This is a genomic window from Pseudomonas sp. Tav-5-1A, from assembly GCF_055755055.1.
Genome location: NZ_CM146901.1, coordinates 502,359 through 516,549 on the forward strand (window position 1 = coordinate 502,359; position 14,191 = coordinate 516,549).

The following is a 14,191-nucleotide window of genomic DNA, read 5'->3' on the forward strand; positions in this document are numbered from 1 at the left end:
CCGGCAACCTGCCTGAGTTAAGTTTTCATGACCCTACGTGTTTTCACCCCCCTGCAGGTCACCCTGCACTGGCTTTCGGCCGCCGTGATCTTGTGGGCGCTGTGCAGTGGCTTCCTGGTTGCCTTTGCTGATCTGCCGGCCCCGATCAAGAGTTGGATCAGTGGTTTCAACGTTTCATTGACGACCTTGCTGACCCCGCTGTTTGCCCTGCGCATGGCCCTGGCCTGGCGCCACCGGCACCGGTGCGTGCAGGCCCCGGGCTTGATGGGCTATTTGGCGCGCCAGGCCCATCGTGCCTTGTACGCCGTTACCGCGTTGGTGCTGTTGACCGGGGTGCTGATGATGGATCGCGACATCGAAGTATTTGGCCTGCTGCGCCTGCCGGCGCTGGTAGACGACCCGCTGATGTTGCGGCGCTATCATGCTATCCACCTAAATGCCTGCGTGGTGCTCGCAGGCCTGCTGGTGGCGCACCTGGGCGCTGTGGTCATGCACCACTGGCGCCGCACGCCAGTGCTGCTGCGGATGTGGTTTTGATGGCCCGGCCCGCTGCGCTGCTTCAATTCCTCGCGCCCTTGTTGGTGGTGGGCTGGGCGGGCTGGCAAGGTGTGCAGGAGTATTATCTGCGCTTGCTGCCTGTGCCTGCGCCGCCCTTGACCATGCCGTCACCGGCGCCTGGCACTTTTGATGGCGGGGACATCGCCCTGCTGTTCGGCCTGGGGCCGCAAGCGCCCGCCGGTGAGCCTGTTGCAAGCCATGACGTGAAGGCTATTCTGGCCGCCCGCGATGGCCAGGGCGTGGCCTTGATTGCCAGCGCGGGCCAGCAGCACCTGTATCGCGTGGGCGATGCCCTGCCATCGGGCGCGGTGGTGCGACGTATCGAGCCTGGCCGGGTCATCATCTGGCACGCTCGCCGTGAGCACACCCTCAGCCTGGCGGCCGCGCCGGCCTGGCTGGCCACCCGCGCGCCCGCAGAGGCGGTGCCACGTCATCTGCGCCAGGGTGGCAGGCCATGAAGCGCTGGCTTTGCCTGGTTGCCCTGGGCGTCTGCGGCCTGTGCCTGGCGCAGGATGAGCACTGGTACCTGAGTATGAAGGATGCCGAGCTGCGCGACGTGGTGCAGGAGATGTCCGCCATCCTGGGCACCACTATCGTCCTCGATTCGCGGGTGAAGGGCCGCATCAGCGTGCACTCGGACCGCGAGTTGGACCGCACGGGTGTGCGCGAACTGTTTTATTCCGTGCTCGACACCCATGGCTTTGCGGCGGTGGCCGATGGTGAGCAGCTGCTGATCGTGCCGGCCAGCGAGGCCAAGGGGCGCTCGGGCAGTGAGGGCCGCAGCCAATTCGTCACCCGCGTGGTGCCCTTGGGCGCTGCCAGCGCGGCGGACCTGGCAGCGTTGTTGCGCCCGCTGGTCTCCGCCAACGGCTACCTGGGCCCTTCGGCCTCGGCCAATGCCCTGGTCATCACCGACGCGTCGCGCAACGTGCAGCGCCTGGTGGACATCGTGCAACGCCTCGACACCGGCGCCAACCTCGCCCACGACGTGGTCGAGCTGCGCCAGGGGCTGGCGACCGAGGTCGCCAGGGTCATCGAGCAATCCCTGGGCAAGGTGGGCAGCGAGGCCGGCAGCCAGGTGCTGGCCGACCCGCGCAGCAACCGCCTGATCATCATCGGCACCCAGCCGGCCCGCCAGCGCCTGGTGCAACTGGCTCGCTCGCTGGACACCGGCGCCAGCCAGAAGACCGACAATTCACGGGTGGTCCGCCTGCGCCATGGGGATGCCGCACAGTTGGCCGAAGTGCTCGATGGCATCGCCCAGCAGATGGGCCAGGCCGTGCCAGCCGGGGCCGGCAAGGCCACGTTCAAGGCTGGGGGCGAGGTGATGGTGCGGGCCGACCAGAGCCAGAACGCCCTGGTGCTGATTGCGCCACCCCTGCAGCTGGACACCCTGGCGCGCATCATCGAGCAGTTGGACCAGCCGCGGGCACAGGTACTGATTCACGCAGCCATCGTCGAGATATCCGGCGACGTCAAGGAGGCCCTTGGCGTGCAGTGGGCGTTCAGTGGTGGCAGTGCGGGCGGTGCCATCAATTTCCCTGGCACAGGTATCAGCATTGGTTCGTTGCTGGGCAAGGGCGAAGTGAACCTACCGGAAGGGGCCGTGCTGGGGGCCGGCGGCGATCGTTTCGGCGTGCTGGTCAGCGCCCTGGCCAGCAGCAGCCACAACAACCTGCTGTCCACCCCCAGCCTGCTGACGCTGGACAACCAGCCTGCGGAAATCCTGGTGGGGCAGAACGTCCCGTTCCAGACCGGTTCCTACACCACATCCGGTAATGGCGCCGACAACCCGTTTACCACGGTCGAGCGCAAGGACGTTGGTATCAGCCTGAAGATACTCCCGCATATCAACGAAGGGGCCACCTTGCGGCTGGAGGTGGAGCAGGAAAGCTCCGAGATCGCCACGGTCGCCACCGGCAGCGAAGACCTGATCACCAACAAGCGCGCGCTCAAGAGCACCATCCTGGCCGACGACGGCGAAATTATCGTCATCGGCGGGCTGATCAAGGACAGCCTGCGCCACCAGGAGTCGGGCGTGCCGCTGTTGCGCAGCATTCCCTGGCTGGGCGGCTTGTTCCGTTGGCGCAGCGAGGTGAAGGAAAAAACCAACCTGATGGTGTTCCTGCGCCCCACCATCGTGCGCGGCACGGACACCCTGGCGCGGTTCAGCCAGGGTAGCTACGACCAGTTGCGTGGCCCCGGTGACGGCTCGCCGCTTCTGCCCGGGCGGCTCGACCAGGTACTTGACGCGCCTACCGTAGACCTGCGGCGACGCAAGGGGGATGCGCCATGACCGTCCTGCCGTTCGCCTTCGCCCAGCGCTTTGGCGTGCTGCTACAGGGCAATGGCCTGTGGGTTCGCGAGGATGCGCCACTGACTGCCATTGCCGAGGGCTTGCGGCTGATGCCGGCAGGTGGCGCCTTGCAGGTGGTCAACAGCGCGGACTTCGCCGCGCGCCTGGCGCAGTGTTATCAACGTGGCCAAAGCGCCGCCGAGCAAATGGCCCAGGGCCTGGACGGCGACCTGGACCTGCTGCGGGTAGCCGAGGCGCTGCCACGTACGGCGGATCTGCTGGAGCAGGAAGGGGACGCGCCGATCATCCGCCTGATCAATGCGCTGCTTGGCCAGGCAGTGCGGGAGAAGGCTTCGGACGTGCACCTGGAAACCTTCGAGCACAGCCTGGTGGTGCGCCTGCGCATCGATGGCCAGTTGCGCGAAGTGTTGCGGCCGCGGCGCGAGCTGGCCAGCCTGCTGGTGTCACGGATCAAGGTCATGGCGCGGCTGGATATCGCCGAGCGCCGCTTGCCCCAGGACGGGCGCATGGCCTTGCGCCTGGCGGGGCACGAGGTGGACGTGAGGGTCTCGACCTTGCCTTCCGCCCACGGCGAACGGGTGGTGCTGCGCCTGCTCGACAAGCAGGCCGGCCACCTCGACCTGGCGGCCCTGGGCATGGCCAGCGACACCCTCGCGCGTTGGCACGACGTGCTCGCGCGCCCCCACGGCATCGTGCTGGTGACCGGCCCCACCGGCTCGGGCAAGACCACCAGCCTGTATGCAGCGTTGCAGCAGCTCAACGACAGCACGCGCAACATCCTCACCGTCGAGGACCCGGTTGAATACCACCTGCCCGGTATCGGCCAGACCCCGGTCAACCCCCGTGTGGACATGACCTTTGCCCGTGGCCTGCGAGCCATCCTGCGCCAGGACCCGGACGTGGTCATGGTCGGCGAGATCCGCGACGCCGAGACTGCCCAGGTGGCGGTGCAGGCGTCGCTGACCGGGCACCTGGTGCTGTCCACCCTGCACACCAACAGCGCGACCAGTGCCGTTACCCGCCTGCTGGACATGGGCGTTGACGCCTACCTGCTGGCTTCGTCACTGACCGCCGTGCTGGCCCAGCGGCTGGTGCGCACGTTATGCCCGGCCTGCAAGGTGGCCTATGTCGCACAACCGCCTGAGCTTGCCCGCCTGGCCTTGCCGCCGGGCAGCCAGCAACAGCTCTGCCGCGCCCATGGCTGCGACGACTGCCTGCAAGGCTACCGTGGGCGGCAGGGCATCTATGAGCTGTTGGTCATGGATACCCGCTTGGCTGCGCTTGTACATGCCGGGGCTGCCGAGGGCGAGTTGCTCAAGGTGGCGCGCCAGGCGGCGCCCAGCCTGTTCGACGATGGTCGGCGACTGGTTCTGGCCGGCCAGACCAGCCTCGACGAGCTGTTGCGCGTCAGCCGGGAAGATTGACCATGGCGCTTTTCAATTACCGTGCCCGAGGTGCCAACGGCCGCTTGCAGCGCGGCGAGCAAGCGGCCGATAGCGCCCGCCACGCTCGGCAATTACTGCGCGAGCGCGGCCTGGCCGTGGAGCACATGCAACCTGCGCAGCAACGCCGCCGGGGCGGTGGCTTGAGCGCGGGCCAATTGGCCCTGTTCACTCGCCAATTGGCCACCCTGGTACAAGCCTCGCTGCCGCTGGAAGAGGCCCTGGCCGCGGTGGCCGCGCAAAGCGCAAGGCCAGGGCAGGCGAGCCTGGTCCAGGCGCTGCGCCTGCACATCATCGCCGGGCACGGCCTGGCGCAAGCGCTGGCCTGTCACCCGGGCAGTTTTCCTGAACTGTACCGCGCCGCTGTGGCCGCAGGCGAAAGCTGCGGCCACCTGGGCGCGGTGCTTGAGCAACTGTCCGACTACACCCAGGCGCGCCTGCAGGCACGCCAGCGCATCCAGATGGCGCTGGTCTATCCCTTGATCCTGCTGCTGGCGTCCATGGCCATTGTGCTATTCCTGCTGGGCTTCGTGGTGCCCGACGTGGTGGCGATGTTCGCCGACAGCGGCCAGGCGCTGCCCTGGTTGACGCGTGCGCTGATCGTGGTCAGCGACGCAGTGGCCGATCACGGCGGGGTTGGCCTGCTGCTGGGCGTCATGGCCGGAGTGGCGGCGGCCCTTGCCCTGCGCCGGCCTGGCGTGCGCCTGCGTTGGCACCAGTGGCTGCTGCGCGTGCCGCTGCTCGGCACCACGGTGCGTGCCATGGAAGCGGCACGTTTTGCCAGCACCCTGGCCATCCTCGGCCACAGTGCCGTGCCGTTGCTGGATGCCTTGCGCACGGCGGCCAGCGTGGTCGGCAACCTGAGCATGCGCGCGCGCCTGTTGCTGGTGGCCGAGGCCGTGCGCCAGGGCACCAGCCTGACCAGCGCCCTGGGCCAGGCGGGCGACCTGCCGCCGATGATGCTGCACATGATCGCCTGTGGCGAACGGGTCGGGGAGCTCAACCCCATGCTCGAACGCGCCGCGCAACAGCAGGAAAGGCAGCTGGCCGCACAACTGGCCTTGCTGGCCAGCCTGTTCGAACCCCTGATGCTGGTGGTGATGGGCAGCGTCGTGCTGCTGATCGTCATGGCCATCCTGCTGCCCATTCTCAGCCTCAACCAACTGGTGACCTGATGCGAACCCGGCAACGTGGCTTTACGTTGATAGAAATCATGATCGTGGTGGTGATCATCGGCGTGCTCGGCGCCCTGGTGGTGCCGCAATTCATGAGTAGGCCCGACCAGGCCAAGGCCACTGCAGCGCGCAGCGACCTGCAGGCCATCGCCACGGCGCTGGAAATGTACCGGCTCGACAACCACAGCTACCCCTCGACGCAGCAGGGGTTGCAGGCCCTGGTGCAGCGCCCGCTGGGGCAACCCGAGGCGCGCGCCTGGAACCCCCAGGGCTATTTGCGCCAGGTGCCGGTAGACCCCTGGGGCACGGCCTACCAGTACCGCAGCCCCGGGCAGCGTTCGCCTGGGCATTATGACCTGTACTCCCTGGGCGCCGATGGCGCGCCGGGTGGGGACGGCGTGGCCGCCGAGATCGGCAATTGGCAGCAGCCATGAGCCGTCTGGCCACTCGTGGTTTTACCCTGCTCGAAACCCTGGTGGTCATTGTGCTGCTGGGCGTGCTGCTGGGAATGGCCACCTTGGTTGCCGGGCCTTCGACGGGCCGGCAGGCCCGCGACCAGGCCACGGGCCTGCTGCAGGTGCTGCACGCGGCGCGTGAAGCCGCCGTGTTGGATGGGCGTGAATATGGGCTGCTGTTCAGGCCCGACAGCTATCGCCTGCTGCGTTTGCAGCCCGATGGCTGGCAGCCGGTAGCGCCTTTGCGCAGCGCCGGCAGCTTGCGCTGGACGCTGGCGCAAGGCGGCCTGCCGGTGGCACTGGGGCCGGAACAGGATGTGCCACAGGTGTGGCTGCTCACCAGTGATGAGTACAGCCCCTTCGAGCTGCAGCTTGAGGCCGACGGCAAACCGCTGGTGGCCATCATTGGCGATGGCCTGAACGAGCCTGCCTGGCATGAGTAATGAGCGCGGGTTCACCTTGCTGGAAATGATGGTGGCGCTGGCGGTGTTTGCCGCGCTGGCGACCGCCGTGCTGGGTGCCAGCCAGTTCAGCTTGCGCCAGGCCAGCCACTTGCAGGAGCGCCAGTTTGCCCAGTGGATCCTGGACAACCATCTGGCGCAGGTGTGGCTGGAGGCCGGTGGGCCGGGCAGCCTGGACGTACAGCGCATCGATTTTGCCGGGCGCCGCTGGCAGCTGCAGGCACGCCACGAGGGCGATAGCCTGCACCTGCAGCTGCGCTTGGAAGGTGACGAGAGCACCCTGCATACCTTGCACGCGTGGGTGCCCCGAGGTGGCTAGGCAACGGGGCTTTACCCTGCTGGAAATGCTGATCGCCCTGGCGCTGTTTGCCCTGTTGGGCGTGGCCTGCTGGCGCCTGTTCGACACGGTAGTGCGCGCCCAGCGCGCCAGTACCGAACAGGCCCAGGCGCTGCGCGGCCTGCAACGTGCGTTGGCGGTGGTGGAGCGTGACGTGTTGCACGTTGATCCTCGCTCCTTGCGCTTGGCTTCGGGGAGCCTGCAGCTGATACGGGGTAACTGGCCAGCCCCTGCATCCTTGCAGCGCAGCGAATTTCAGGGTGTGCGGTACCAGCTGGCGCAGGGCGCGCTGCTGCGCACGGGGTTACAGCCCCAGGCCCAGCGCCTGCTGGCCGGTGTCGAGCAACTGCAGTGGCGCGTGCGCGACCACGAGGGTCACTGGCATCTGCGCTGGCCCAGTGGTGGTACGCGCCGGCCGGTGGCGCTGGAGCTGAGCCTGTCCACCACTCGCCATGCCAATGTACGACGCCTGTGGTTGCTGCCGGTTGGCCCACCATGAAGCAGGGGCAGGCCGGGATGGCATTGATTACCGTGCTGCTGGTCATGGGGCTGGCGCTGTTGCTGACGGCAGCGATGTTACGTGAGCAACGGCTGATGGTGCGCAGCAGCGCCCTGCAGTTGCACACCCTGCAATTGCGTCAGTGGGTGATCAGCGCAGAGGGCTGGGCCAAGGCGCAACTGCCGCGCCAGCCTGGCCCCGTGGCCAGCGGCCAGCAGTGGGCGCTGGCGCAGCCGCCATGGCGTGCGCCGGGTGGGCTTGTGGAAGTGGCCATCGAAGACCTGGCCGGGCGGGTAAACACACCCTCGCAGGGGCCATCCCTCAGTGACAGGCACAATCCCCAGGTCAGCCATCTGCCACGGCATGTGGGGTTGAACATCAATACGGCGGGCCTGGATTCGATGCTGGCAAGCGGCCTTGCCCCGGAGGTGGCCCGGCGGTTGATCGCCGAACGGCCCCGCGGTGGCTATTCCAGCGTCGAAGCCGCTTTCAACGGGCAGGTGCCGACGGCGCCAGCCTTGAGCGTGACCAGCCGTTGGTTTCAGGTACGGGTGCGCGCGACCCTGGGCGATCATGGCCTGCTGCTGGTCAGCGATTTCGAACTGGCACGCAACGGTCGTGAACCGCTGCTGCGGCAAAGGCGGCTGTTACCCATCAGCGGCGCAGGGGGCTACTGGCCATGAATACCTGGTTATATCTACTGCCTGCCGGCCTCGCCGATCCAGGCCCACAATGGCCATGCCTGCTGTACCGGGCCGGTGAGCCGGCGCGTCCGCTGTCGCTGGCCGACGCCGCGGGAAGCGGGCACATGCGGGTCGTGCTGCCCATGGAGATGTTCGGCTGGTTGCAGACGCAGCCATGGTTGGGGCGCCGGCCCTCGGCGCTGGCGGTGGCCTATGCGCTGGAGGAGCAGATAGCGGGCGATATCGACACCCTGCAGCTGTTCCTCACGCCCCCCGACGCCTTGCGCCGCCACTGCCTGTGGTTCACCGAGCGCACAAGGTTCGCCGCGCTGCTGGCGCTGTTGCGGCCCCTTAAGCCCGACAGCGTGTGTATCGACGCCGACCTGCTGCCCAAGGCACTCCCCTGCGGGCGCTGGTGGGGCGGGCGCTGGTTGCTGGGCGGTGCACTGCCGGCACGCCTGGCGGTGCCGGCGAGCGGGCGCGAGGCGTTGCAGGCACACCTGCCCGCCGACATGACATGGCTGGACGCCGAGGAACAATGGGCGCCTTCCGCGCCTGGGTTCGATGTGCTCGGCGGCAAAGGGCGAGCCTTGGCCTGGCCTTGGCGCAGCCTGGTTGCCAGTGCCGCGCTGATGTGGCTGTTGGCGGGGTTTTTCACAGTCCTGCGCACGCAACACGTCGACCACCAGCTACAAGCGTTATCCACAGCCAACGACCTGCGCTTCGGCCAACTGTTGCCGCAGCACGCGCACGTTAGCGATGTGGCGACCCGCTTGCGCATTGCCGCGCAGCCGCCCACCGCCAGCGCCGGCACCGACATGGTTCGGCTGATGACGCTGGCAGCGTCACTGGCGGGTAGCGCCGACCTGCAGCTGCAACGTATTACCCTGCGCCCTGGGCAGGGCTGGACCCTGGACGTCAGCGTCAGCCACCTGCAGGCGCTGGAACAGCTCAAGGGACGCAGCCCGCTGCCGGTCCAGGTGCGCAGCGCCAACCAGGAGCAAGGGCGGGTGCAGGCCACCCTGGATGTGGAGGGGGTACAGCCATGAAAGGCTACTGGCAACGACGCTCCGCACGTGAGCGGCAATGGCTGAAGGGGGCGGCGCTGTTGCTGGCCGCAGTCATTGGCTACCTGGGCCTGTGGCTGCCTGCACATCAGCATCTGGCCACCGTGCAGGCGCGTTATGAGCAACAGCTGCAATTGCAGCGGGTGCTGGCGTCAGTCGGGGCCCAACGCGGGCAGCCTGCGCCCGCCTCACTGGCCAGCCTCGTGAGTGAAAGCGCGCAGCGGCGTGCGGTGCTGGTACGCGAGATGAGCCTGGCCGCCGGCAGCGTGCGCCTGGCCGCGAGCGGCGAAGCGCTGGCCTTGTTGGCGTGGCTGGCGGAGCTGGAGCAGGGTGGGGCACAGTGGCAGAGCCTGGTACTGACCCGTGAGGAGGAGGGGCTGTTGGTGCGCATGAGCCTGGACGACGGCTGAACCGTTGCTTTTCAAATGCAAAGGGTTACCATTACAATTTGTGCGATAATATCCATTCGCCATCATCTTGTTTTGTAACCCGCGACCGCCATGAAGCCAGCCCATTACACATTTACCCAGATCGGCCTGCACTGGCTGTCGGCCCTGTTCATCCTCTGGGCGCTGGTGATGGGCTTCTCGGTGATGCTCCTCGACGTCACACCTGGCTTCAAGGCCACCATCGCCGGCCTCAACGTGTCGCTGTCGATCCTGTTCATCCCGGTATTCGCCCTGCGCACCTGGCTGCGCCTGCGCCACCTGCGTGACCACGGCCACCGCCCCGGCGAGCGCCTGGCCGGGGTTATCCACAACGTCATCTACGCCGTCACCGCCCTGGTGCTGCTGACCGGCGTGCTGATGATGGACCGGCCCATCCAGGTGTTCGACTGGGTGACCTTGCCACAGCCCATCCTCGACCCCGTGTGGGACCACCGCTTCCACACCCTGCACGCCGCGTGCAATGCCCTGCTGGGCATGCTGGTGACGCTGCATGTGCTGGCGGTGGTCAAGCATGAAGCGCTGGGCAAGCCGGTGCTGCGGCGCATGTGGGCAGAAGCGCGTCCGTAACCCCCGACGCGGCCTCGCGGCCGCTGCTACACAGATTCTCTGTAGCCGCTGCCGCCAGGCTGCGCTGGCCCTTTTCCACGCTGAAGATCTTGAGTGTGCTCCGGGGCCAGCGCAGCCTAACGGCAGCGGCTACGCAGACCTTCACGCATCGCCCCTATCAGCGCAGGGTTTCGCCGGCGTGGCTGCGCTGGTCCAGGGTGTTCAGCGCCGCGCAGCCGGGCTCCAGTAGCAGGTAGGCGGCCAGGGCGAAGTGGCTCAGGTCGGCGTCCTCGGTGTTGCGCGCGCTCATGCAGGCCAGGCCCTTGAGCATGTTGTTGGCGGCGCGCATGCGTAGCTCGGTGAACTCGAGCAGGTCGGCCATGGGTGCCTCGGTGTCCAGGTGGAGGACGGGGGTGGCGGTGAAGTTGCTGGATAGAGCGGTGAATCGAGTCATCGGTTAGCCTTTTATCAGGAGTTGTTGGGCCACGGATCGCTGCTAAACGCTCAGGTGGCGACTGCACATGGATTAGCAGACCGGGTCACTCCCACCCCGGCGCACCCGAAGATGCCCCATGCACAGTCACCATAAACTGAGGTCGATACGAAACGCCTCGGTCCAGGGACGAGCTGCATGGGAGTGATCTGGACTGCTAAATCCAAGCCGCAAAAACGCGGCCGCCGGCACTATGCGGCCACGATTCCCCCTCAACAACCCCATTTCCGGCCTTTAGGAAACGTCCTGCAAGACTCTCGGATCATATAAAGGATTTGTAGGAAATGCCTGGGCGGGGGAGTGAGCAGATGTAACGTGGCCGGGCACAAAAAAGGCGACCTAGAGGCCGCCTACGATGCATTTTCGAGTATTGGCTGTTTATTCAACTCGTGGTGGGAATAACAAATAATCGAGAAGTGTCCTACCTGATCCCAAGACTTGCCCTATTGAAATTCCTTAAATATCAGAGGCCGTTTTATTTGAAGGTATTCGCTACACGCTGTGTTGCAAATTAGCTTTTGGTTTATGGCTCCGAGAGTTCAGAGCCCCTTGAGGCCCGTGCCACAATAGGAAATTCACCCGAAGTCTTCCAGTCGTGGAGTAGGCTGTGCTGTGTGCGCAAAATTATTGATGGAATTGGAATTTTCAGCGTTAGATAAAGACTTTACTGTGCCTCATCCTGAGACTGGGCAAGAAAGCTATGGTTACATATCGAGTTACAAGAGCCGTAACCTGACGCTGCCCGGCGGAGACATTTATCTGCGTGCCGGGAGGCACTTTGGAATCAACAATGGCTTTGGAGTCAACCATATCTGGGGTAGCCACGCCCACGAGCTGGCCAAATGGGGGTGTGTCGGAATCCAGGGTATTCCCCACTATGTGGCGAGCATCCTCATGCCAGGGGCACAAGTTCTGTGTGAGTTTCATCAGACCAAGGAGGGGTATCGCTTGACAGTTGTAAGGGGCGCGAAAGGGTGCGTAGTTCTGTCTCCACAGACTGATCGTGATGATGAGAATTATTATTCTGTAATCACAGCTTACAAAATCCACAGAAGTCGTAGCGCCACGAATGTTGGAAAGCTGAAAACAAAAAAGGCGCCTTAGGCGCCTTTTTCTAAATCATTCGGGCTGGTAGTCGCAGCGCTCGCTTAGCACGTCCGGCAAAAACCGAAAGGGGTCGAAAGCCAACCGTTGTTGCTGGTTGCCGCTACCACAAGGCTGGCGAGCCCTGCACATCCACAGTATTGAACCAATATCGCCGTGATATTCAATACCCCTGCTCTATAAGAGCCCGAGTCACTAGCTTATCAAGGGCTGGCAATTGCATCAACCTCACTTCCCACCAACCCCCAACGGCGCCAGCCGCGCCAACCGCGCCGCCACCGCCAGCGCCACCACCAGCAACCCACCAATAAACACCCCAACCCCATTCCACCCCGCATAGTTCCACGCCACCCCGCCCAGGGTGCCGGCTACGCTTGAGCCCACGTAGTAGCTGAACAGGTACAGCGACGAGGCCTGGCCCTTGGCCTTGGTGGCGCGGCGGCCGATCCAGCTGCTGGCCACGGAGTGGGCGCCGAAGAAGCCGAAGGTGAACATCAGCATGCCGACGATGATCACCGGCAGCGGGCTCAGCAGGGTGGCCAGCAGGCCGGCGAACATCAGGGTGATGCTCATCCAGAACACCTTGCGGCGGCCGTGCTGGTCGGCCAGGGCGCCGACCTTGGCCGAGCTGTAGATGCCCGCCAGGTACACCACCGACAGCAGGCCCACCAGCGCCTGGCTCATGTGGTACGGGCCGGCCAGCAGGCGGTAGCCGATATAGTTGAACAGCGTGACGAAGGCGCCCATCAGCAGGAACGCTTCCAGGAACAGCCACGGCAGGCCGGCGTCCTTGAAGTGCATGGTGAAGCCTTCCAGCAGGCCGCGTGGGTTCATCTTGCGCGGGCGGAAGTTGCGCGATTCGGGCAGGATCTTCACGAACACCAGCGCGGCCACCAGGGCCAGCGCGCCGATCACCAGCATTGCAGTGTGCCAGCTGACGAAGTCGATGAGCACGCCGCTGATCAGCCGCCCACTCATGCCGCCAATGGCGTTGCCGCCGATGTACAAGCCCATGGCCAGGCCGATGTGCTGCGGGTGGATTTCTTCGCTCAGGTAGGTCATGGCCACCGCCGCCAGGCCGCTGAGGGACAGGCCGGTGAGTGCGCGCATCACCAGCACGCCCTGCCAGGTGGGCATCATGGCGCTGGCCAGGGTGCACAGGGCGGCGGCGAACAGGGCGAAGACCATCACCGGCTTGCGGCCGATGGCGTCGCTGATGGGCCCGGTGATCAGCAAGCCGATGGCCAGCATGCCGGTGGACACCGACAGGATCAGGCTGCTTTGCGCCGCGTTGATGGCGAACTCTTTGGAAAGAATCGGCATCATCGGCTGCACGCAGTACAGCAGCGCGAAGGTGGCGAAACCGCCGGAGAACAGTGCCAGCACGGTGCGCATGAATAGCGGCGTGCCTTTCTCGATGTAGGCTTCGCTCAAGTGCGTGGCAACATCGGCGAGGGAAGTGGGGGGCGTTTCGGAGTGCTGAATGGCAGCGGCAGTTTTCACGCGGGGCCTCGAAAGGTGCGGCAGAAGTGGCATTGAGAAAAAGCATATAGCTGGCTAATTATTCTTTCCAATATATTGTTCGACCCATTTGATAGCTTTAACGACCTATTCGAGGCCGCCATGGAACTGCGACACCTGCGTTACTTCATCGCCGTGGCTCAGGAGCTGCATTTTGGCCGTGCCGCCGAGGTGCTGGGCATCTCGCAACCACCCCTGAGCCAGCAAATCCAGGCGCTGGAGCAGGAACTGGGCGCACGCCTGTTCGAGCGTACCAACCGTCGGGTGGCGCTCAGCGAGGCCGGCCGGCTGTTCCTGGAAGAGGCGCGGCTGGTGCTGGCCCAGGTGGACAAGGCCGCCAACGTGGCGCGCCGCGCGCAGCTGGGCGAACTGGGCGAGATGAAAATCGGCTTCACCTCGTCGGCGCCGTTCAACTCCGGCATTCCCAAGGCTATCTACGCGTTCCGCCAGGCCTTCCCGGCGGTGCACCTGAACCTGGAAGAGATGAGCAGCGTGGGCGTGGCGGAAGCGCTGGTGGACGAGACCATCGAAGTGGGCCTGATACGGCCCCTGCCGTTGCCCGACTCGCTGACCTGGGTCGAGCTGTTCAGCGAACCGCTGGTGGCCGTGCTCAACGCCGACCACCCCCTGGCCCAGGGCAGCGAAGCGGGGCTGTACATGAACGCCCTGGCGCAGGAGCCGTTCGTGTTTTTCCCGCGCAGCTACGGTAGCGGCCTGTACGCGCAGTTGATCAACCTGGCGACCCAGGCCGGCTTCAGCCCGCACTTCGCCCAGGAGGCCGGCGAGGCCATGACCATCATCGGCCTGGTGTCGGCCGGCCTGGGCGTGTCGGTGCTGCCGGCCTCTTACCAGTCCATGCGCATCGAAGGCGTGGTCTACCGCACCCTGCTCGACCCCGAGGCCATCACCTCGGTGTGGCTGGTGCAGCGCAAGGCCAACACCTCGGCCATGGCCAAGGCGTTCGTGGACATCGTGACCCGGCAATCAAGCCCTTGATAAATGGTCGAAATGGTCCGTTCAAGTTGTCGCACCCCAGGCCGATGACTTCAGGGCGAGTTATTCCCCTGGAGTCCCTATGAACGTC

16 protein-coding genes are annotated in these 14,191 nt (G+C 65.5%); 14 read left to right on the forward strand and 2 right to left on the reverse strand.

Annotation, left to right across the window (positions count from 1 at the left end):
• The first annotated feature begins 27 nt into the window (after window positions 1-27).
• From AC0J42_RS02380 to AC0J42_RS02440, 13 genes are all read left to right on the forward strand, one after another.
• A complete protein-coding gene (locus tag AC0J42_RS02380) occupies window positions 28-537 on the forward strand; it encodes a cytochrome b (RefSeq protein ID WP_473005147.1) in 510 nt (169 codons plus the stop codon).
• Complete coding sequence (locus AC0J42_RS02385) at window positions 537-1,016, forward strand: type II secretion system protein N (RefSeq protein WP_473005148.1); 480 nt, start codon at window positions 537-539, stop codon at window positions 1,014-1,016. Before AC0J42_RS02380 ends, AC0J42_RS02385 begins: the two co-directional genes overlap by 1 nt.
• The gene (gene gspD, locus AC0J42_RS02390; RefSeq protein ID WP_473005149.1) at window positions 1,013-2,854 is read left to right on the forward strand and encodes a type II secretion system secretin GspD; all 1,842 of its coding nucleotides are present in this window, start codon (window positions 1,013-1,015) and stop codon (window positions 2,852-2,854) included. Before AC0J42_RS02385 ends, gspD begins: the two co-directional genes overlap by 4 nt.
• Window positions 2,851-4,299, forward strand: coding sequence for a type II secretion system ATPase GspE (gene gspE / locus AC0J42_RS02395; RefSeq protein WP_416422069.1), 1,449 nt, complete (start codon window positions 2,851-2,853; stop codon window positions 4,297-4,299). Before gspD ends, gspE begins: the two co-directional genes overlap by 4 nt.
• A 2-nt stretch (window positions 4,300-4,301) precedes the next feature.
• Window positions 4,302-5,492 (forward strand): type II secretion system inner membrane protein GspF, encoded by a 1,191-nt coding sequence (gspF, locus tag AC0J42_RS02400; protein ID WP_416422070.1) that lies wholly within the window; start codon window positions 4,302-4,304, stop codon window positions 5,490-5,492.
• Entirely contained in the window at window positions 5,492-5,926 is a 435-nt protein-coding gene (gspG, locus tag AC0J42_RS02405) for a type II secretion system major pseudopilin GspG (RefSeq protein ID WP_473005150.1), read from the forward strand. The genes gspF and gspG overlap by 1 nt, the downstream gene beginning before the upstream one ends.
• Window positions 5,923-6,390 (forward strand): type II secretion system minor pseudopilin GspH, encoded by a 468-nt coding sequence (gspH, locus tag AC0J42_RS02410; protein WP_473005151.1) that lies wholly within the window; start codon window positions 5,923-5,925, stop codon window positions 6,388-6,390. The genes gspG and gspH overlap by 4 nt, the downstream gene beginning before the upstream one ends.
• Complete coding sequence (gspI, locus tag AC0J42_RS02415; RefSeq protein WP_416422073.1) at window positions 6,383-6,727, forward strand: type II secretion system minor pseudopilin GspI; 345 nt, start codon at window positions 6,383-6,385, stop codon at window positions 6,725-6,727. Before gspH ends, gspI begins: the two co-directional genes overlap by 8 nt.
• Window positions 6,720-7,244 carry a type II secretion system minor pseudopilin GspJ gene (gene gspJ, locus AC0J42_RS02420; protein WP_473005152.1) on the forward strand — a complete coding sequence of 175 codons (525 nt, stop codon included), beginning with the start codon at window positions 6,720-6,722 and terminating at the stop codon, window positions 7,242-7,244. The genes gspI and gspJ overlap by 8 nt, the downstream gene beginning before the upstream one ends.
• A gap of 17 nt (window positions 7,245-7,261) precedes the next feature.
• On the forward strand, window positions 7,262-7,927 hold the full coding sequence (locus AC0J42_RS02425) for a type II secretion system protein GspK (protein ID WP_473005153.1): 666 nt from the start codon (window positions 7,262-7,264) through the stop codon (window positions 7,925-7,927).
• Window positions 7,924-8,976, forward strand: coding sequence for a type II secretion system protein GspL (gene gspL, locus AC0J42_RS02430; protein WP_473005154.1), 1,053 nt, complete (start codon window positions 7,924-7,926; stop codon window positions 8,974-8,976). The genes AC0J42_RS02425 and gspL overlap by 4 nt, the downstream gene beginning before the upstream one ends.
• A complete protein-coding gene (gspM, locus tag AC0J42_RS02435; protein WP_473005155.1) occupies window positions 8,973-9,404 on the forward strand; it encodes a type II secretion system protein GspM in 432 nt (143 codons plus the stop codon). Before gspL ends, gspM begins: the two co-directional genes overlap by 4 nt.
• A gap of 90 nt (window positions 9,405-9,494) precedes the next feature.
• Window positions 9,495-10,010, forward strand: coding sequence for a cytochrome b (locus AC0J42_RS02440; protein ID WP_473005156.1), 516 nt, complete (start codon window positions 9,495-9,497; stop codon window positions 10,008-10,010).
• A 157-nt stretch (window positions 10,011-10,167) separates the two neighbouring features.
• Here AC0J42_RS02440 and AC0J42_RS02445 read toward each other — a convergent pair whose 3' ends face one another.
• On the reverse strand, window positions 10,168-10,443 hold the full coding sequence (locus tag AC0J42_RS02445; protein WP_473005157.1) for a hypothetical protein: 276 nt from the start codon (window positions 10,441-10,443) through the stop codon (window positions 10,168-10,170).
• 1,371 nt (window positions 10,444-11,814) lie between these two features.
• Window positions 11,815-13,089 carry an MFS transporter gene (locus tag AC0J42_RS02450; RefSeq protein WP_473005158.1) on the reverse strand — a complete coding sequence of 425 codons (1,275 nt, stop codon included), beginning with the start codon at window positions 13,087-13,089 and terminating at the stop codon, window positions 11,815-11,817.
• A 120-nt stretch (window positions 13,090-13,209) separates the two neighbouring features.
• On the opposite strand from AC0J42_RS02450, the gene AC0J42_RS02455 reads away from it, so the two are divergent.
• Window positions 13,210-14,103, forward strand: coding sequence for a LysR family transcriptional regulator (locus AC0J42_RS02455; protein ID WP_416422081.1), 894 nt, complete (start codon window positions 13,210-13,212; stop codon window positions 14,101-14,103).
• Window positions 14,104-14,191: the final 88 nt, after the last annotated feature.

Coding starts and splice junctions, on each gene's coding strand:
- AC0J42_RS02380 (WP_473005147.1), top strand. CDS start 28: ATGACCCTACGTGTTTTCACCCCCCTGCAGGTCACCCTGCACTGGCTT.
- AC0J42_RS02385 (WP_473005148.1), top strand. CDS start 537: ATGGCCCGGCCCGCTGCGCTGCTTCAATTCCTCGCGCCCTTGTTGGTG.
- gspD (WP_473005149.1), top strand. CDS start 1,013: ATGAAGCGCTGGCTTTGCCTGGTTGCCCTGGGCGTCTGCGGCCTGTGC.
- gspE (WP_416422069.1), top strand. CDS start 2,851: ATGACCGTCCTGCCGTTCGCCTTCGCCCAGCGCTTTGGCGTGCTGCTA.
- gspF (WP_416422070.1), top strand. CDS start 4,302: ATGGCGCTTTTCAATTACCGTGCCCGAGGTGCCAACGGCCGCTTGCAG.
- gspG (WP_473005150.1), top strand. CDS start 5,492: ATGCGAACCCGGCAACGTGGCTTTACGTTGATAGAAATCATGATCGTG.
- gspH (WP_473005151.1), top strand. CDS start 5,923: ATGAGCCGTCTGGCCACTCGTGGTTTTACCCTGCTCGAAACCCTGGTG.
- gspI (WP_416422073.1), top strand. CDS start 6,383: ATGAGTAATGAGCGCGGGTTCACCTTGCTGGAAATGATGGTGGCGCTG.
- AC0J42_RS02425 (WP_473005153.1), top strand. CDS start 7,262: ATGGCATTGATTACCGTGCTGCTGGTCATGGGGCTGGCGCTGTTGCTG.
- gspL (WP_473005154.1), top strand. CDS start 7,924: ATGAATACCTGGTTATATCTACTGCCTGCCGGCCTCGCCGATCCAGGC.
- gspM (WP_473005155.1), top strand. CDS start 8,973: ATGAAAGGCTACTGGCAACGACGCTCCGCACGTGAGCGGCAATGGCTG.
- AC0J42_RS02440 (WP_473005156.1), top strand. CDS start 9,495: ATGAAGCCAGCCCATTACACATTTACCCAGATCGGCCTGCACTGGCTG.
- AC0J42_RS02445 (WP_473005157.1), bottom strand. CDS start 10,443: ATGACTCGATTCACCGCTCTATCCAGCAACTTCACCGCCACCCCCGTC.
- AC0J42_RS02455 (WP_416422081.1), top strand. CDS start 13,210: ATGGAACTGCGACACCTGCGTTACTTCATCGCCGTGGCTCAGGAGCTG.